The sequence below is a fragment of the Pseudomonas sp. UBA4617 genome, from assembly GCF_002386445.1.
Classification (GTDB): Bacteria; Pseudomonadota; Gammaproteobacteria; order Pseudomonadales; family Pseudomonadaceae; genus Aquipseudomonas.
In genome coordinates this window covers 103,065-120,878 of record NZ_DGIR01000039.1, presented here as the reverse complement: position 1 = coordinate 120,878, position 17,814 = coordinate 103,065, and the positions used below count along the sequence as shown (strand labels likewise).

Sequence of the window (17,814 nt, the reverse complement as noted above, 5' to 3'; positions counted from 1 at the left end):
GAGGCCAGCAAACCCAACGCCATCATTCAGGCATCCCGGAACAACCAGGGCTGCGCTGCGCGGTGGCTACCTTCGAAGGCCTTGATCGCGTCGCTGTCCTGCAGGGTCAGGCCGATGTCATCCAGGCCGTTGAGCAGGCAGTGCTTGCGGAACGCGTCGATCTCGAAGTGCAGCACCTTGCCATCCGGACGGGTCACCGCCTGCGCCTGCAGGTCGATGACCAGCTGGTAGCCCGGGTTGGCTTCGACCTGCTTGAACAGCTCGTCGACTTCCTCATCGCTGAGAATGATTGGCAGCAAGCCGTTCTTGAAGCTGTTATTGAAGAAGATGTCGGCAAAGCTCGGCGCGATCACGCTGCGGAAGCCGTACTCGTCCAGCGCCCACGGCGCGTGTTCACGGCTGGAACCGCAACCGAAGTTCTCCCGCGCCAGCAACACGCTGGCACCCTGGTAACGTTCGTGGTTGAGTACGAACTCCTTGTTCAGCGGGCGCTTGCTGTTGTCCTGGTAGGGTTGGCCCACGTCCAGGTAGCGCCACTCGTCGAACAGGTTGGGGCCGAAACCGGTGCGCTTGATCGACTTGAGGAACTGCTTCGGGATGATCTGGTCGGTGTCGACGTTGGCACGGTCCAACGGAGCGACGAGGCCAGTGTGCTGGGTAAAGGCTTTCATGCTGCGCTCCCTTGGATCAACTCGCGGACATCGATGAAGTGGCCGGTCACCGCGGCGGCGGCGGCCATGGCCGGGCTGACCAGGTGGGTACGGCCACCGGCGCCCTGGCGGCCTTCGAAGTTGCGGTTGGAGGTGGACGCGCAGTGCTCGCCGCTCTCCAGGCGGTCCGGGTTCATCGCCAGGCACATCGAGCAGCCTGGTTCACGCCATTCGAAACCGGCTTCGAGGAAGATCTTGTCCAGGCCTTCGCGCTCGGCCTGGGCCTTGACCAGGCCCGAGCCCGGCACCACCAGCGCCTGCTTGACGTTGGCAGCGACCTTGCGGCCCTTGGCGATCGCGGCCGCGGCGCGCAAGTCTTCGATGCGCGAGTTGGTGCACGAGCCGATGAACACGCGGTCAAGCTTGATGTCGGTGATCGCTTGATTGGCGGCCAGGCCCATGTACTTGAGGGCTCGCTCGATCGAACCACGCTTGATCAGGTCAGGCTCGGCAGCCGGGTCCGGCACGCGCTGATCGACGGCCAGGACCATTTCCGGCGAGGTACCCCAGCTGACCTGCGGCTTGATTTGCCCAGCGTCGAGTTCGACCACGGTGTCGAACACCGCGTCAGCGTCGGAAACCAGACCTTTCCAGGCTGCGACCGCCTGCTTCCACTGCTCGCCCTTGGGCGCGTACGGGCGGCCTTCGACATAGGCGACGGTGGTATCGTCCACCGCCACCAGGCCTACGCGGGCACCGGCTTCGATGGACATGTTGCAGATGGTCATGCGGCCTTCCATCGACAATTCGCGAATGGCGCTGCCGGCAAACTCCATGGCGTGGCCATTGCCACCGGCGGTGCCGATCTTGCCGATCACCGCCAGGACGATGTCCTTGGCAGTAACGCCGGCAGACAACTGGCCTTCCACGCGCACCAGCATGTTCTTCATTTTCTTGGCGACCAGGCACTGGGTCGCGAGCACGTGCTCGACCTCGGAGGTACCGATGCCATGAGCCAGGGCACCGAAGGCGCCGTGGGTGGAGGTGTGCGAGTCGCCGCAGACCACGGTCATGCCCGGCAAGGTGGCGCCCTGCTCCGGGCTGATGACGTGGACGATGCCCTGGCGCTCGTCGTTCATCTTGAATTCGACGATGCCGTATTCGTCACAGTTTTCGTCGAGGGTCTGCACCTGCAGGCGCGACACTTGGTCGACGATGGCTTCGATACCGCCCTTGCGCTCCGGCGTGGTCGGCACGTTGTGGTCCGGCGTGGCGATATTGGCATCGATGCGCCAGGGCTTGCGGTTGGCCAGGCGCAGGCCTTCGAAGGCCTGGGGCGACGTCACTTCGTGAATGATGTGGCGATCGATGTAGATCAGGGACGAGCCGTCATCACGGCGCTTGACCTCATGGGCTTCCCAGAGTTTGTCGTAGAGCGTTTTGCCAGCCATCAGACTGTTCCTCATCAGCGTCTTTCTATGCCAAAGACCCCTTGGCTTGTGCGGTCGATGCTAGGGCGTTAGATTGAATAACTCAAATTCATAATTTTTATGCTTTGGATAACCAACAGGAATTCTGCCCATGGACCTCGCCAACCTGAGCGCCTTCATCGCGATTGCCGAGACCGGCAGCTTTTCCGGGGCAGCGGAACGCCTGTTCCTGACCCAGCCGGCGGTCAGCAAGCGCATCGCCGGCCTGGAACAGCAACTGGACGTTCGCCTGTTCGACCGGCTGGGCCGCGAGGTGACCCTGACCGAGGCTGGCCGCGCCTTGCTGCCCCGCGCCTACCAGATCCTCAATGTCCTCGATGATACCCGCCGTGCGCTGACCAACCTGACTGGCGAAGTCAGCGGTCGCCTGACCCTGGCCACCAGCCATCACATCGGCCTGCACCGGCTGCCGCCGCTGTTGCGGGCGTTTACCCGCCAATACCCGGCCGTGGCACTGGATATCCAGTTCATGGATTCGGAACAGGCCTACGATGAAATTCTGCATGGCCGCGCCGAGATTGCCGTGATCACGCTTGCGCCCGAGCCACACCACCTGGTCAAGGCCATCCCGGTGTGGGACGACGCCCTGGACTTCGTGGCCGCTCCTGAGCACACACTGGCCGCCAACCAGGCGGTCAGCCTGGCCGACGTCGCCCGTCACCCGGCGGTGTTCCCGGGCGGCAACACCTTCACCCACCATATCGTCCAGCGCCTGTTCGAAAGCCAGGGCCTGACCCCGAATATCGCCATGAGCACCAATTATCTGGAAACCATCAAGATGATGGTGTCGATCGGCCTGGCCTGGAGCGTGCTGCCGCGCACCATGCTCGACGAACAGGTTGCACCCATCGCTTTGCCGGGCATACAGCTGTCGCGCCAGCTAGGCTACATTTTGCACACGGAGCGTACGCTATCGAACGCAGCGAGGGCTTTCATGGCCTTGCTCGACAGCCACGCGGGGCCCGCCTGACCGGTCGTCAGCCCGGTTTTTTCATCCCAAGGACGCGTCATACGCCAAAGGTCTGGTACCGATGCCCAAATCAGCGAACCGTTTTCCGCGCCTGCCGCGTATCCCGGCGGTCGATCCCCAAGAGTCGGAACAGGCCTGGCAGAACGCCCCGCAACTGCTGGCCGCACTCAACGGGGCCCGGCTGGGCGCCTGGCTGTGGGACATACAGACCGGCCGGGTGAGCTGGTCGCGTGGCACCCAGGCGCTGTTCGGCTTCGACCCGCACAAGCCACTACCCAGCGATATCGACTACCTCGACCTGCTGCCGGAGGAGGACCGCGCCCGTACCCGCCAACTGTTCCAGGCCGTGGTCAACGGCGAGCCGGCAGAAAAAGCCATGCGCCACCGCATCCGCTGGCCCGATGGCAGCCTGCACTGGCTGGAAATCAACGGCAGCCTGACCCACGACCGGCAAGGTCGCCCGCAGATGATCGGGGTCATTCGTGAAATCACCCGCCAGCGCGAACGGGAAACGGCACTGATCAACTCGGAAAAGCGCTTCGCCACCCTGTTTCACCTCAGCCCCAACGCCATCCTGCTGACCCGTCGCGACGACGGCATGATTTTCGAGGTCAACCAGCACTTCGAAAACATGTTCGGCTGGCCCGGCAGCCAGGTGATCGGCAAGACCAGCCTGGAACTGGGCTTGTGGGCCAACCCCGAACAGCGCCACCAACTGCTGGAATTGGCCCGTCACAACAGCGGCCCGCTGAGCCTGGAAGTCCAGTTCCGCGCCGTCGGCGGCAAGATACATGACGGCATCCTCTGCACCCAGGGCATTGAGCTGGAGGGTGTGACCTATCTCCTCAGTACCTTCATGGACACCACCGAGCGCAAACGCGCCGAGCAGGCCCTGAAGGACAGCCAGGAGCGCCTCGATCTGGCCCTGGACTCGGCACAGCTGGGTACCTGGGACTGGCATATCCCCAGCGGCATGCTCTATGGCTCTGCCCGCGCCGCACAGCTGCACGGCTTGCCGCCGATCCCCTTTCACGAATCGTTCGACGCGTTTTTCGAAGGTGTGCCGGAGCAGGAGCGCAACGTGATGCGCCAGGCCTACCGCAGCCTGCGCGAAGGGCCCGCCGGCAATTACCAGATCACCTACCAGGTTCAACTGGAAAACGGCGTTTCGCGCTATATCGAAAGCCGCGCCCGGCTGTACCGCGACGAGCAGGGCAACCCGCTGCGCATGGCCGGCACCTTGCTCGACATCACCGACCAGGTGGAACGCGAGCAGCGCCTGAGCGCTTCGGAAGAGAAGTTCGCCAGCCTGTTCCAGGTCAGCCCCGACCCCATCTGCGTCAACCGCCAGGACACCGGCCAGTTCATCGAGATCAACCCGGCGTTCACCCAGACCTTCGGCTGGGGCGCAGACCAGGTCATTGGCCGCACCGCCGAGGAAATCGGCTTGTGGGCCGAGACCTTCGAGCGTGCGCAACGCATCGAGCGAGTGATCCGTGAGCAGGCCCTGAGCAACGTAGCCGTGGTGGTCAACCACCGCAACGGTGCACCGTTGACCTGCGTGATTTCCAGCCGCCTCATCACTGTCGATGGCCAGCCCTGCAGCGTGACGACCCTGCGCGATATCACCCAGCAGCAGCGGGCCGAGGCAGCGCTCAAGTCCAGCGAGGAGAAGTTCGCCAAGGCCTTCCACTCCAGCCCCGACGCGATCACCATCACCGAACGCTACAGCGGCCGTTACCTGGAAATCAACGACGGCTTCTGCCGGCTGACTGGCTACAGCGCCGCCGAAGTGGTCGGCCGCACGGTGTACGAGGTGGGCATCTGGGCTGACGACAAGCAACGCAGCGCCCTGCTGGCAGAACTGCGCGAGCGCGGCCGGGTGCACCACCGCGAGATGCTCGGGCGCAACAAGCGTGGCGATATCCTCACCGTGGAGGTGTCGGTCGAGCCCATCACCCTCAACGAGGTCGACTGCCTGCTGCTGAACGCCCGCGATGTCAGTCAGTTGAAGAACGCACAAGCGCAGATTCGCCACCTGGCCTACCACGACCCGTTGACCAACCTGCCCAACCGCGCCTTGCTGATGGACCGCCTGAGCCAACAGATCGCCCTGCTCAAGCGCCACAACCTGCGCGGCGCGCTGCTGTTCCTCGACCTCGACCATTTCAAGCACATCAACGACTCGCTGGGCCACCCGGTGGGCGACACGGTGCTGAAGATCATCACCGCGCGGCTGGAAGCCAGCGTACGCCTGGAAGACACCGTGGCACGCCTGGGTGGTGACGAATTCGTGGTGTTGCTGAGCGGCCTGGAGGGCAGCCGTGATGCGGTCGAAGAAAAAGTTCGTGAACTGGCCGATACCCTGCGTGAACTGCTGGCCGAACCGATGTCACTGGACGGCCAGCGCCTGCAGGTGACGCCCAGCATCGGCGTCGCGCTGATCCCTGACCACGGCGCCACACCGGCCGACCTGCTCAAGCGTGCCGATATCGCCCTGTACCGGGCCAAGGATTCCGGGCGCAACACCACCCAAATGTTCCACACCACCATGCAGAAGGCCGCCAGCGAACGCCTGCGCATGGAGAACGACCTGCGCCTGGCCCTGGCCCGCGGCGAACTGGCGCTGCACTTCCAGCCGCAAGTCGATGCACGTGACAACCGCATCATCGGGGCCGAGGTATTGCTACGCTGGCACCACCCGCAACTGGGCCAGCAGCCACCGGCACAATTCATTCAGGTATTGGAAGAAAGCGGCCTGATCCTGGAAGTCGGCAGCTGGATTCTCGATGAAGCCTGCGACGCCTGTGCCCGCATGCTGGCCGACGGGCTGGTCGAGGCAGACAGTTTCAGCCTGTGCGTGAACATCAGCCCACGACAGTTTCGCCAGAACGACTTTGTCGGACGGGTGCTGCGCAGCCTGGACGACTACCGTTTGCCTCGGCAGATGCTGAAACTGGAGATTACCGAAGGCATCGTCATCCAGAACCTGGAGGACACCATCAGCAAGATGCGCGAGCTGAAGCGCCACGGGGTGAGTTTCGCGATGGACGACTTCGGCACCGGCTATTCTTCGCTGACCTACCTGAAGCGCCTGCCGGTGGACGCCCTGAAGATCGACCAGACCTTCGTACGCGATGCGCCGATGGACCCCAACGACGCCGAAATCGTCCGCGCCATCGTCGCCATGGCGCGCAGCCTGGACCTGGCAGTGATTGCCGAAGGGGTGGAGTTGAGCGAGCAGCTGGAGTTTCTGGAACGGTTGGGGTGCCACTTGTACCAGGGATACCTGCACAGCCGGCCGTTACCATTGCCGGAGTTTCGGCAGATGTTGCTGGAGGCGCCGGCAAATTACTGAAACTGACATGGCCGCCCCTACGCGACGCTGCGCGCAAGGCTTACAACAGTGGAACAAAAAAAGGGCACCCTCAAGGGGGCGCCCTTTTTCACATCGGTGCGATCAGTTCAGCGCTGGCTGTTCGCCGTTGATCGGGATGCGCTTGGCCTTGGCTTCTTCAGGCACGATGCGCAGCAGGTCGATGCTGAGCAGGCCATTGGCCAGGCCGGCAGCCTTGACTTCAATATGGTCGGCCAGGCGGAAGGACAGCTTGAAGGCACGTTGCGCAATACCCTGATGCAGGTAGGTCACCTCTTCGGCGCCGTTGTCGCGCTTGCCACCGGACACGGTCAGGACACCTTTCTCGACCTGCAGATCGAGGTCCTGCTCCTGGAAGCCGGCTGCGGCTACCACGATGCGGTACTGGTCATCGCCATGCTTTTCCACGTTGTAGGGCGGGTAGCTGCTACCGGCCTCGTTGCGCGCCGCAGATTCGAACAGGTCGTTGAAACGGTCGAACCCTACGGAATGGCGGAACAGTGGAGCGAGAGAGAAAGCAGTGTTCATGGTCATTAACTCCTGAGATTCAGCAAGTAAAGTCACTACGCGACCCGACTTCGGCATCGCGTACTCAAGAGATAGGGTCGGGAGAACGGCTTTCAAGAGGCACAGCAAAAAAATCTTGAATCAGTGCCCGTGCAAGCGCCGGATCAGGCAACGCAGGCCGTCACCGCTTGCGCTTCACCCCCCAGCAGGCGACTGATACGTGCGCAGTCGTCTTCCCGACGCAATTCGGCGAAAAGCACCACCGCCTCGGGGTAACTGCGGGTCAGCATCGCCAACCACTGCTTCATCCGTCCCGGCGCATAACGCGGCGACAGCTTGGCCTGGGCCTGGCGCCAGAATTCGCGCAGCAACGGCAGCAGGTCGCTCCAGGCCATCGGCAGGTATTCTCGCCCATCCCACGCTGCGGCTATCTGCAGGCCAAGGTCGGGACGCGAGACCAGCCCGCGGCCGAGCATGATGTGGTCGGCACCACTGACTTCACGGCAGCGCCGCCAGTCGTCCACGGTCCAGATCTCGCCATTGGCGAACACCGGCACCTTGACCACATCCTGTACCCGCGCCACCCACTCCCAATGGGCCGGCGGCTTGTAACCTTCGACCTTGGTCCGCGCATGCACCACCAGATGCGCCGCCCCCCCCTCGGCCAGAGCGGTGGCGCAGTCCAGCGCGCCGTCGGGGCTGTCGAAGCCCAGGCGCATCTTCGCCGTCACCGGGATATGCGCCGGCACGGCGCTGCGTACCTCGCGCACAATGGCGTGCAACAATTCCGGCTCCTTGAGCAGCACCGCGCCGCCGCGCGACTTGTTCACAGTCTTGGCCGGGCAACCGAAGTTCAGGTCGATCACCGGCGCCCCCAGCTCGCACGCCAGCGCGGCGTTTTCCGCCAGGCACACCGGGTCGGAGCCCAGCAATTGCACGCGCATGGGTACCCCGGCGGCAGTCCGGGCGCCGTTGCGCAACTCGGGCGCCAGCTTGTCGAACGAAGCAGGCGGCAGCAGGCGGTCGCACACGCGAATGAACTCGGTGACGCACCAGTCGATACCGCCGACGCGGGTCAGCACGTCGCGCAGGATGTTGTCGACCAGCCCCTCCATGGGGGCCAGGGCAATTTGCATGTCGGGGTCTCAGCGGAAAAAGCCGGCAGTCTAGCAAAGATTGCCGGCGTTTCAGGCGCCGATCAGCGCCGGGCCGTAACCGTCGAGGAATTCCGCCGGCATGCGCCTGGGCTTGCCACTGGAGAGTTCGATGCAGGCGAAGGTGGTCTGGGCGCGCAGCAGGGTCACGCCGTCGCGCGGGCGCTTGAGCTGAAAGCGCCGGGTCATGCGCAGGCGCTGGTCCCAGTCGACGATCCAGGTGGCCAGCTGCAACTCGTCGTCTTCATAGGCGGCGGCCAGATAGTCGATCTCGTGGCGGACCACGGCCATGGCCCGATCCAGCCGGCGGTATTCGGCCAGGTCCAGGCCCAGGCGTTGCGAGTGGCGCCAGGCGCAGCGCTCCAGCCAGGTCACGTAAACGGCGTTGTTGGCGTGGCCGAGGCCATCGATATCCTCGCCACCGACGCGCAGATCGATGACGAATGGTGTTGCCAGGTCCCAGCTCATGTTCGCTTCCTTGACGCAAAAGTGGATTTAGCAGCGACCTGCGGGGGAATGTCCAGAGCTTCTGTGCCTGCCTCGGAGCCCGGCGCGTCGATCAAGCACTTTGCCGCGCTGGCGCAGCTGCCTGGGCCAGCAGTTCGAGCACCGCTTCACCCAGGCGCGGGTCAGCCAGCACGCGCTGGTGCCCGCCCTCCTCCAGCAGCAACAGCCGGCTGTCGAACCAGGCCTTGTGAATGGCCTGGGCTTCGCTGACAGGCACCAGCTCGTCATCGGCGGCATGCACCACCAGCCCCGGCAGCTCCAGCTGATAACCACTGACATCGAGCCGCGCAATCTGCATGCCGACGTCGCGCTCCACCTGGCGAATGAACGCGGCCCGCGCCCGTGCAGGCAACCCCAGGCGATGGGCAAAACCACGCAGTACGCCGAGCAGTTGCGCCGGCGCAGCGATACTCACCGCCGCTTCGGCGCGCAGGCCCATCTGCAACGCCAGCAACACACTGGCACCGCCCATGGAATGGCCAATCACCGCGCGCAGCGGCGGCAATTCGGCGGCAGCCTCCAGCAATGCCCGGGCAAACAGCACCACATGCGCCTGCTCGCCAGGTGAACGACCATGCCCCGGCCCTTCCAGCGAGACCACGGTGTGCCCGGCCTTGACCAAGGTCTCGATCAAGGCGGCAAACTGGCTCGGGCGCCCTTCCCAACCATGCATCAACAGCACGGTGGGCCCGTTGCCCCATCGCAACGCGGACAAGCCGAAGCGCAGGGTAATGCGCTCGGCGCTGGCCAGCACAGGCAGCTCCCACTGCCTTGGCGGCAGGTTGCGGGGGGTCATGAATGCACGGCGCATCTTGCCCGCAACGTGCTCCGGGGCCAGGTGGCCCAAGGTGCCATTGACACCACGAATCCAGCTCAGGGTCGTCATCGCCATGCTCCCGTCAGAGCACCGCCGATTTGGCAGCGCGTAGAATGCGGTCAGACAGCTCGCTGGTGCCCAGGGCACGGGCCAGGGCCAGGCCGCCTATCATCAGGGCCAGGTCGGCCAGGGCCTTGTCGGCGTCTTCAGGGCGGTCGACCATGGCGGCTGTCATCAACTCGATGTGTTCGGCCAGCACTTCGCGAAAAGCCTCCGGCAGGCGCTGCATTTCGCCCAGTGAGTTGGGCAACGGGCAGGCATGCACCTCGGCATCGCGATGTTTGCGCGACAGGTAGAAGGCGCCGGCCAATGCCCGTCGCTCGGCACCTTCCAGGCCGGGATCGAGCTGGGCCAGCAACGCCCGGCGCTCGACCAGCAACTGGCGGAACGCCTCGAGCATCATTTCGTCCTTGCTGTCGAAATGGGCATAGAAACCACCGACAGTCAGCCCTGCCGCCCCCATCACCTGGCTGACGCTGGGCTCAGCCGGGCCATGCTGGATCAAGGCACTGCGCGCCGCTTCGAGAATGCGTTCACGAGTTCTGTTTTTCTTGTCGCTCATCAGAGACTCGCCGATGGGATATGATGACCGTAATATTATTCTCATCATATTTTTCCGCAAGTGGATTCAACTGCCATTTGTCGGCCAGGCTTTTTTTAGGGGGGAGAAAAACAAAAGGCCCATTCAATAAGCGAATGAGCCTTAAAAGTCCCGCAATACGCGGGTAAAAGTGGCGTCCCCTAGGGGACTCGAACCCCTGTTACCGCCGTGAAAGGGCGGTGTCCTAGGCCACTAGACGAAGGGGACGTAACCTTCGCGAAGATCCACGTGCGTGGACCCTGGCATAAATGGTGGAGCTAAGCGGGATCGAACCGCTGACCTCCTGCATGCCATGCAGGCGCTCTCCCAGCTGAGCTATAGCCCCGAAACAAAAGGCTCATCAATAATCGACGAGCCTTTTTAAGCCCTGCAAAACGCAGGAAAAGTGGCGTCCCCTAGGGGACTCGAACCCCTGTTACCGCCGTGAAAGGGCGGTGTCCTAGGCCACTAGACGAAGGGGACGTAACCTTCGCGAAGACCCACGTACGTGGACCCTGGCATAAATGGTGGAGCTAAGCGGGATCGAACCGCTGACCTCCTGCATGCCATGCAGGCGCTCTCCCAGCTGAGCTATAGCCCCGGATTTCTAGCCTCTCGGCCCAGCGACATCCTGAAACATCGCTTGTGCAAAACTGGCGTCCCCTAGGGGACTCGAACCCCTGTTACCGCCGTGAAAGGGCGGTGTCCTAGGCCACTAGACGAAGGGGACGAACCTTCTTACCTTCAAGACCCGGCTGCTGGACCCGATCTTGCTCGACAGCCTTGGCTGTCAAACGGAATTTGGTGGAGCTAAGCGGGATCGAACCGCTGACCTCCTGCATGCCATGCAGGCGCTCTCCCAGCTGAGCTATAGCCCCACAATGTCGCTCTGAACCGAAGCGCTGACTGGGTGCCTGGCGTTTCGTTTTCGTTCATCGCTGTGGACGGGGCGCATATTAAGATCGGATTGCAGGGCTGTCAAACTAATTTTTCAAAATATTCAAAAAAATTTTCACAGATAACAATCACTTACCACCCTACCCCGGTAAATCGAAGCGCCGCGCCCGTGCAGGAGCGGCCTCGTGTCGCGAAAGGGCCGCAAAGCGATCCGGGAATTTCGCCGCCAGGGCAAAAAATGCCGTGGCCGCTTCGCGGCCCTTTCGCGACCCAAGGAGCTCCTACAGGGTTCGGCCAGTGCCTTCAAAAGGCGCTCAGGCGATGGACGCCAGAAGCTTTTCCCATTCCTTGTTTTCTTTCTTCGACACGCCACCCAGCAGGTCCAGGGCCTGGCGCAGGCGGTAGCGGGTCAGGTCCGGGCCAAGGATTTCCATGGCATCGAGCACCGACACCGAGCTGGCCTGGCCGGTGATGGCGGCGAACATCAGCGGCATGGCGTCACGCAGCTTCAGTTCCAGCGCGTCGACTACCGCCTGGATGCAACCGGTGATGCGCTCCTTTTCCCATTGGCGCAGGCTTTCGAGCTTCCACAGGATCAGCTGGATCACCTGGCGCACCTGGTCGGCCGACAGTTTCTTGCTTTCGAACAGTTTGGCGTCGAGCTTCAGCGCACCTTCGAAGAAGAACCCGCCCAGCGGGGCAACCTGGCTGAAGGTTTCCACCCGGCCCTGCACGTGCGGGGCAATCTTCATCATGTAGTCGCTGTTGAACGCCCACTTCTGCAGGCGCGCGGCGAACTCTTCGACTGGCAGCTCGCGCAGCCACTGGCCGTTCAGCCAGGACAGCTTCTCGATGTCGAAGATCGGGCCACCCAGCGAAATACGCGACAGGTCGAAGTGTTCGACCATCTCCGCCAGCGAGAACTTCTCGCGCTCGTCCGGCATCGACCAGCCCATGCGGCCCAGATAGTTGAGCATCGCCTCGGGCATGAAGCCCATGCGCTCGTAGAAGGTCACCGAAGTCGGGTTCTTGCGCTTGGACAGCTTGGACTTGTCCGGGTTACGCAGCAGCGGCATGTAGCACAGCTTGGGCTGCTCCCAGCCGAAGTATTCGTACAGCTTGATCAGCTTGGGCGCCGATGGCAGCCACTCTTCGCCGCGCAGCACGTGGGTGATGCCCATCAGATGGTCGTCGACCACGTTGGCCAGGAAGTACGTCGGCAGGCCGTCGTTCTTCATCAGCACCTGCATGTCCATGCGGTCCCAAGGGATCTCTACATCGCCACGCAGCATGTCCGGGACCACGCACACGCCTTCGCTCGGCACCTTCATGCGGATCACGTGCGGCTCGCCAGCGTCCAGGCGACGCTGCACTTCCTCGGCGCTCATCAACAGCGCGCGGCCATCGTAGCGCGGGGTTTCGCCACGAGCCTGCTGTTCGGCACGCATCTGCTCCAGCTCTTCGGCGGTGCAGAAGCAATAGAAGGCATGGCCTGCGTCAACCAGTTGCTTGGCATATTTCGCGTAGATCTCGCCGCGCTCGCTCTGCCGGTACGGGCCGTGCGGGCCGCCGACGTCCGGGCCTTCGTTCCATTCGATGCCGAGCCAGCGCAGGGCATCGAAGATCTGCTGTTCCGACTCGCGCGTGGAGCGCAGCTGGTCGGTGTCTTCGATGCGCAGGATGAACTCACCGCCGTGCTGCTTGGCAAAGCAGTAGTTGAACAGGGCGATGTAGGCAGTGCCGACATGGGGGTCGCCGGTGGGCGATGGCGCGATACGCGTGCGTACGGTGGTCATGGAAGGTCTCGAACGAAAGATGAAACAAAGGCGGGATGTTAGCAGGAGGCAGGCACCGGGCTCCAGCAATGGCGCGAACGACACTTGTCGATAGCCACCATGCCGCTGTTAAATTTGTTTACATTTTCCCGAACGATAGTGCCCATGCCTGCCCAACTCAAACGTCGCCTGCTGGCCTTCTTCATCCTGGTGGCGACCGTTGCCCTCGCCTTCCTGGGCCACTGGTACTTCAAGGGGCGCTTCTACGAAAGCACCGACAACGCCTACGTGCAGGGCGAGATCACGCGCATCTCCAGCCAGTTGGGCGCGCGTATCGATGCCGTCGCGGTCGAGGACAACCAGCACGTGAACAAGGGTGACCTGCTGGTGCGCCTGGAGGCTGCCGACTTCGAACTTGCCGTGCAACGTGCTCGCGCCGCCCTGGCCACCCGCGAGGCCGAACAGCTGCAGGCAGAAAGCCGCCTCACCCAGCAGGCCAGCCTGATTGCCGCAGGCCTGGCCCAGGTGGCGGCAAGCCAGGCCACCTTCGACCGCTCGCGCCTGGACCTGAGCCGCGCCGAGAAGCTGCGCAAGCCGGGCTTCGTCTCGGAGGAACGGGTCACCACGTTGTCGGCCGACAGCCATGTCGCCGGCTCGCAGGTCGACAAGGCCCGCGCCGACCTGCAAAGCCAGCGCCAGCAGGTCAACGCGCTGAGCGCTGAACTCAAGCGCCTCGATGCGCAAATCGCCAATGCCCGCGCCGACCTGGCCCAGGCCGAACTGAACCTGACCCGCTGTGAAATACGCGCGCCGATCAGTGGCACCATTGGCCAGCGCAATGCACGTGACGGCCAGGTGGTGCAGGCCGGTGCCTACCTGCTGTCGATCGTGCCGGACGAAGACATCTGGGTGCAGGCCAATTTCAAGGAAACCCAGATCGGCCGCATGCAGCCCGGGCAACGCGCCGAACTGTTGTTCGACAGCTATCCCGACACACCGATCGAAGGCCGGGTCGACAGCCTGTTCGCCGCCTCAGGCGCCCAGTTCAGCCTGTTGCCGCCCGACAATGCCACCGGCAACTTCACCAAGGTGGTGCAACGCATTCCGGTCAAGCTGACCTTCCGCGCCGACAACCCGCTGCACGGGCACATCCGCCCGGGCATGTCGGTGACCGCCACCGTCGACCTGCGCAGCGAAGACGAAGGCCGAAATGGCCGGTGACGTGTTGCTCAGGCCCACTGCGGAGCCGACCCGGCGCGACTGGATCGCGGTAATGAGCGTGATGCTCGGCGCCTTCATGGCGGTGCTGGACATCCAGATCACCAACTCGTCGCTGAAGGACATCCAAGGCGCATTGTCGGCGACGCTGGAGGAAGGCTCGTGGATTTCCACCTCGTACCTGGTGGCGGAGATCATCATGATTCCGCTCACCGCCTGGCTGGTGCAACTACTGTCGGCGCGGCGCCTGGCGGTGTGGGTATCCGGCGGCTTCCTGCTGTCGTCGCTGCTGTGTTCGATGGCCTGGAACCTGGAAAGCATGATCCTGTTCCGCGCCCTGCAGGGCTTTACCGGCGGAGCATTGATCCCGCTGGCCTTCACCCTGACCCTGATCAAGCTGCCCGAGCACCACCGTGCCAAGGGCATGGCCATGTTTGCCATGACCGCCACCTTCGCCCCCTCGATCGGCCCCACCCTGGGTGGCTGGCTGACTGAAAACTGGGGCTGGGAATACATCTTCTACATCAATATCCCGCCCGGTCTGGTAATGATCGCCGGCCTGCTGTACGGGCTGGAGAAGAAGGACGCACATTGGGAGCTGCTGAAAAGTACCGACTACGCCGGTATCGTCACCCTGGGGCTGGGGCTGGGCTGCCTGCAGGTGTTTCTGGAAGAAGGCCACCGCAAGGACTGGCTGGAATCGCAACTGATCGTCGGCCTCGGCAGCATCGCCCTGGTCAGCCTGATCACTTTCATCATCCTGCAGTTTTCCAGACCACAGTCACTGATCAACCTGCGCATCCTCGGCAACCGCAACTTCGGCCTGGCGAGCATCGCCAGCCTGGGCATGGGCGTGGGCCTGTATGGCTCGATCTACCTGTTGCCGCTGTACCTGGCACAGATACAGGGCTACAACGCCTTGCAGATCGGTGAGGTGATCATGTGGATGGGCATCCCGCAGCTGTTCCTCATCCCGCTGGTGCCGCAGTTGATGAAAGTGGTGTCGCCCAAGGTGTTGTGCGCCTTGGGGTTCTGCCTGTTCGGTGCCGCCAGTTTCGGCTCGGGGGTGCTCAACCCGGATTTCGCCGGGCCGCAGTTCAACCATATCCAGATCATCCGCGCCATCGGCCAGCCGATGATCATGGTGACCATCTCCCTGATCGCTACGGCGTATATCCAGCCGCAGGATGCCGGGTCGGCGTCGAGCCTGTTCAATATCCTGCGCAACCTGGGCGGGGCGATCGGCATTGCGCTGCTGGCCACGCTGCTGGATGCGCGGACCAAGGTGTACTTCGATTACCTGAGGGAAGCACTGGTGCCAAGCAACCCTCAGGTGGCGGAGCGCCTGGCACAACTGGCAGAGCGACTGGGAAATGACAACGCCGCGCTGGGTAAATTGAGCGAGATTACCCATCAGCAGGCGTTGATCATGGCCTACAACGATGCCTTCCACTTTGTCGGCATCGGCTTGGCGGTGAGCATGGTGGCGGTGCTGATGACCCGCAAGCTGCCGGAGGGGCTGAAGGCCGGGGAAGCCCATTAGGCTTGCTACAGATGCGGCGCGGTCCTGTTGGAGCACCCCCGCCAGGCTTCAGCTGGTAATCAACCGCTCCCGCAGCTGGGCAATCTCGTCGCGCAATTGCGCCGCCGCCTCGAATTCCAGGTCGCGGGCGAACTGCATCATCTTCTCTTCCAGCTGCTTGATGCGCTTGGTGATCTCGCCTGGCGTGCGCAGCTCGGCCTCGTAACGGGCACTCTCCTCCGCTGCCTTGGCCATGCCCTTGCGCTTCTTGCTGCGCGCGCCAGGCACGGTGGCACCTTCCATGATGTCGGTGATGTCCTTGACCACGCCCTTGGGCACGATGCCATGGGCCTGGTTGAAGGCGATCTGCTTCTCGCGACGGCGTTCGGTTTCGTCGATGGCCCGCTGCATCGAACCGGTAATCTGGTCGGCGTACAGAATGGCCCGGCCATTGAGGTTGCGCGCCGCGCGGCCGATGGTCTGGATCAGCGAGCGCTCGGAGCGCAGGAAGCCTTCCTTGTCGGCATCAAGGATTGCCACCAGCGACACCTCGGGCATGTCCAGGCCCTCGCGCAACAGGTTGATGCCAACCAGCACGTCGAAGGTCCCCAGGCGCAGGTCACGGATGATCTCCACCCGCTCGACGGTGTCGATGTCCGAGTGCAGGTAACGCACCCGCACGTCGTGGTCGGCCAGGTAGTCGGTGAGGTCTTCGGCCATGCGCTTGGTGAGCGTGGTGGCCAGCACCCGCTCGCCTTGTGCCACACGCTTGCGGATTTCCGACAGCAGGTCGTCGACCTGGGTCAGCGCCGGCCGCACTTCCACCTGGGGGTCGACCAGGCCGGTCGGGCGCACCACCTGCTCGACCACGCGCCCGGCGTGCTCGGCCTCGTATGGGCCCGGCGTGGCGGACACGAAAATGGTCTGCGGGCTGACCGCCTCCCACTCGTCAAAACGCATGGGCCGGTTGTCCAGCGCCGAGGGCAGGCGGAAACCGTATTCGACCAGGGTTTCCTTGCGCGAGCGGTCGCCCTTGTACATGGCGCCTACCTGCGGAACGCTGACGTGGGACTCGTCAATGACCAGCAGAGCATCAGGCGGCAGGTAGTCGTAAAGGGTCGGCGGCGGCGCACCGGCCGGGCGCCCGGAGAGGTAGCGCGAGTAGTTTTCGATGCCGTTGCAGTAGCCCAGCTCCAGGATCATCTCCAGGTCGAAGCGGGTCCGTTGCTCGAGGCGCTGCGCCTCCACCAGCTTGTTGGCCTTGTGCAGGTATTCCAGACGGTCCCTGAGCTCTTCCTTTATGCCTTCGACCGCATCCAGCAGGGTTTCCCGCGGGGTTACGTAGTGACTCTTGGGGTAGAAGGTGAAACGCGGCAGCTTGCGGAAGACCTCGCCAGTCAGCGGGTCGAAGGCGGCGATGTTCTCCACCTCGTCATCGAACAGTTCGATGCGGATCGCCTCGAGGTCCGATTCGGCCGGGAATATGTCGACCACATCGCCACGCACGCGGAAGGTGGCGCGGGCGAAGTCCATCTCGTTGCGGGTGTATTGCAGGTCGGCCAGGCGTCGCAGCAGCGCACGCTGGTCGAGCTTGTCGCCGCGGTCGACGTGCAGGACCATCTTCAGGTAGGTCTCCGGGCTGCCCAGGCCGTAGATGCACGAGACCGTGGTGACGATGATCGCATCGCGCCGCTCCAGCAGCGCCTTGGTTGCCGACAGGCGCATCTGCTCGATATGGTCGTTGATCGACGCGTCCTTCTCGATGAAGGTATCGGACGACGGCACATAGGCTTCGGGTTGGTAGTAGTCGTAGTAGGAAACGAAGTACTCCACCGCGTTGTTGGGGAAGAACGCCTTGAACTCGCCATACAGCTGCGCGGCCAGGGTCTTGTTCGGCGCCAGCACCAGGGTCGGGCGCTGCACCTGCTGGATGACGTTGGCAATGCTGAAAGTCTTGCCCGAGCCGGTCACCCCGAGCAACGTCTGGTGCGACAACCCCGCCTCGATGCCTTCGACCATCTGGCGAATGGCCTCGGGCTGGTCGCCGGCCGGCTGGAAACGGGTGACGAGCTGGAACTCGGACATGACGGACCTCGCGGTGTTGCGGCAACTGTAAATTTAGCCAGTAGTCTATACCTAAATGCGGACGCCGGGGGTGCTTTGACGGCATGGCCGTGAATGCTTGTTACGGTGGACCTGGCATTTAGACCAATGGTTGTAAAATATTTGCGCAAATGGCTGGAAAAGCTGCGCCATAGTGTCGCGGTGACCGGCCGGTATCACTATACTGA

13 protein-coding genes and 6 tRNA genes are annotated in these 17,814 nt (G+C 63.2%); 4 read left to right on the top strand and 15 right to left on the bottom strand.

Going from position 1 to position 17,814, the window contains the following annotated elements:
* Positions 1 to 26: 26 nt before the first annotated feature.
* Both leuD and leuC read right to left on the bottom strand, forming a co-directional pair.
* Positions 27 to 671, bottom strand: coding sequence for a 3-isopropylmalate dehydratase small subunit (gene leuD, locus B4L76_RS17965; RefSeq protein WP_296234352.1), 645 nt, complete (start codon positions 669 to 671; stop codon positions 27 to 29).
* Positions 668 to 2,101: a 3-isopropylmalate dehydratase large subunit gene (gene leuC / locus B4L76_RS17960; RefSeq protein WP_289129672.1), complete on the bottom strand. Its 1,434-nt coding sequence runs from the start codon at positions 2,099 to 2,101 to the stop codon at positions 668 to 670. The genes leuD and leuC overlap by 4 nt, the downstream gene beginning before the upstream one ends.
* A gap of 130 nt (positions 2,102 to 2,231) precedes the next feature.
* On the opposite strand from leuC, the gene B4L76_RS17955 reads away from it, so the two are divergent.
* Together B4L76_RS17955 and B4L76_RS17950 are read left to right on the top strand one after the other, a co-directional pair.
* Positions 2,232 to 3,110: a LysR family transcriptional regulator gene (locus B4L76_RS17955; protein ID WP_296234351.1), complete on the top strand. Its 879-nt coding sequence runs from the start codon at positions 2,232 to 2,234 to the stop codon at positions 3,108 to 3,110.
* A gap of 61 nt (positions 3,111 to 3,171) precedes the next feature.
* Positions 3,172 to 6,468 (top strand): PAS domain S-box protein, encoded by a 3,297-nt coding sequence (locus B4L76_RS17950; RefSeq protein WP_296234350.1) that lies wholly within the window; start codon positions 3,172 to 3,174, stop codon positions 6,466 to 6,468.
* 102 nt (positions 6,469 to 6,570) lie between these two features.
* Here the strand turns inward: B4L76_RS17950 and B4L76_RS17945 are convergent, their stop codons facing one another.
* From B4L76_RS17945 to gltX, 12 genes are all read right to left on the bottom strand, one after another.
* Positions 6,571 to 7,014: an Hsp20 family protein gene (locus B4L76_RS17945; RefSeq protein WP_225776893.1), complete on the bottom strand. Its 444-nt coding sequence runs from the start codon at positions 7,012 to 7,014 to the stop codon at positions 6,571 to 6,573.
* Between the two features lie 143 nt (positions 7,015 to 7,157).
* Positions 7,158 to 8,129: a tRNA dihydrouridine synthase gene (locus B4L76_RS17940; RefSeq protein ID WP_296234348.1), complete on the bottom strand. Its 972-nt coding sequence runs from the start codon at positions 8,127 to 8,129 to the stop codon at positions 7,158 to 7,160.
* Positions 8,130 to 8,180: 51 nt separating this feature from the next.
* Positions 8,181 to 8,615: an acyl-CoA thioesterase gene (locus tag B4L76_RS17935; RefSeq protein WP_296234346.1), complete on the bottom strand. Its 435-nt coding sequence runs from the start codon at positions 8,613 to 8,615 to the stop codon at positions 8,181 to 8,183.
* A gap of 91 nt (positions 8,616 to 8,706) precedes the next feature.
* On the bottom strand, positions 8,707 to 9,540 hold the full coding sequence (locus tag B4L76_RS17930; protein ID WP_296234345.1) for an alpha/beta hydrolase: 834 nt from the start codon (positions 9,538 to 9,540) through the stop codon (positions 8,707 to 8,709).
* 13 nt (positions 9,541 to 9,553) lie between these two features.
* Positions 9,554 to 10,093 carry a TetR/AcrR family transcriptional regulator gene (locus tag B4L76_RS17925; RefSeq protein WP_296234344.1) on the bottom strand — a complete coding sequence of 180 codons (540 nt, stop codon included), beginning with the start codon at positions 10,091 to 10,093 and terminating at the stop codon, positions 9,554 to 9,556.
* Positions 10,094 to 10,263: 170 nt separating this feature from the next.
* Positions 10,264 to 10,339 (bottom strand) — tRNA-Glu (locus tag B4L76_RS17920).
* Between the two features lie 42 nt (positions 10,340 to 10,381).
* Positions 10,382 to 10,457: transfer RNA gene (locus tag B4L76_RS17915), tRNA-Ala, on the bottom strand.
* A gap of 61 nt (positions 10,458 to 10,518) precedes the next feature.
* Positions 10,519 to 10,594, bottom strand: a tRNA-Glu gene (locus B4L76_RS17910).
* A gap of 42 nt (positions 10,595 to 10,636) precedes the next feature.
* Positions 10,637 to 10,712: transfer RNA gene (locus tag B4L76_RS17905), tRNA-Ala, on the bottom strand.
* 53 nt (positions 10,713 to 10,765) lie between these two features.
* A tRNA-Glu gene (locus B4L76_RS17900) sits at positions 10,766 to 10,841 on the bottom strand.
* 72 nt (positions 10,842 to 10,913) lie between these two features.
* Positions 10,914 to 10,989 (bottom strand) — tRNA-Ala (locus B4L76_RS17895).
* A gap of 333 nt (positions 10,990 to 11,322) precedes the next feature.
* A complete protein-coding gene (gltX, locus tag B4L76_RS17890) occupies positions 11,323 to 12,804 on the bottom strand; it encodes a glutamate--tRNA ligase (RefSeq protein WP_296234343.1) in 1,482 nt (493 codons plus the stop codon).
* Positions 12,805 to 12,948: 144 nt separating this feature from the next.
* Between gltX and B4L76_RS17885 the strand changes: the two genes are divergently transcribed.
* Complete coding sequence (locus tag B4L76_RS17885) at positions 12,949 to 14,004, top strand: HlyD family secretion protein (RefSeq protein ID WP_296234341.1); 1,056 nt, start codon at positions 12,949 to 12,951, stop codon at positions 14,002 to 14,004.
* Positions 13,994 to 15,544 carry an MDR family MFS transporter gene (locus tag B4L76_RS17880; RefSeq protein ID WP_296234340.1) on the top strand — a complete coding sequence of 517 codons (1,551 nt, stop codon included), beginning with the start codon at positions 13,994 to 13,996 and terminating at the stop codon, positions 15,542 to 15,544. The genes B4L76_RS17885 and B4L76_RS17880 overlap by 11 nt, the downstream gene beginning before the upstream one ends.
* Before the next feature lie 48 nt (positions 15,545 to 15,592).
* Here the strand turns inward: B4L76_RS17880 and uvrB are convergent, their stop codons facing one another.
* A complete protein-coding gene (uvrB, locus tag B4L76_RS17875; RefSeq protein ID WP_296234338.1) occupies positions 15,593 to 17,608 on the bottom strand; it encodes an excinuclease ABC subunit UvrB in 2,016 nt (671 codons plus the stop codon).
* Positions 17,609 to 17,814: the final 206 nt, after the last annotated feature.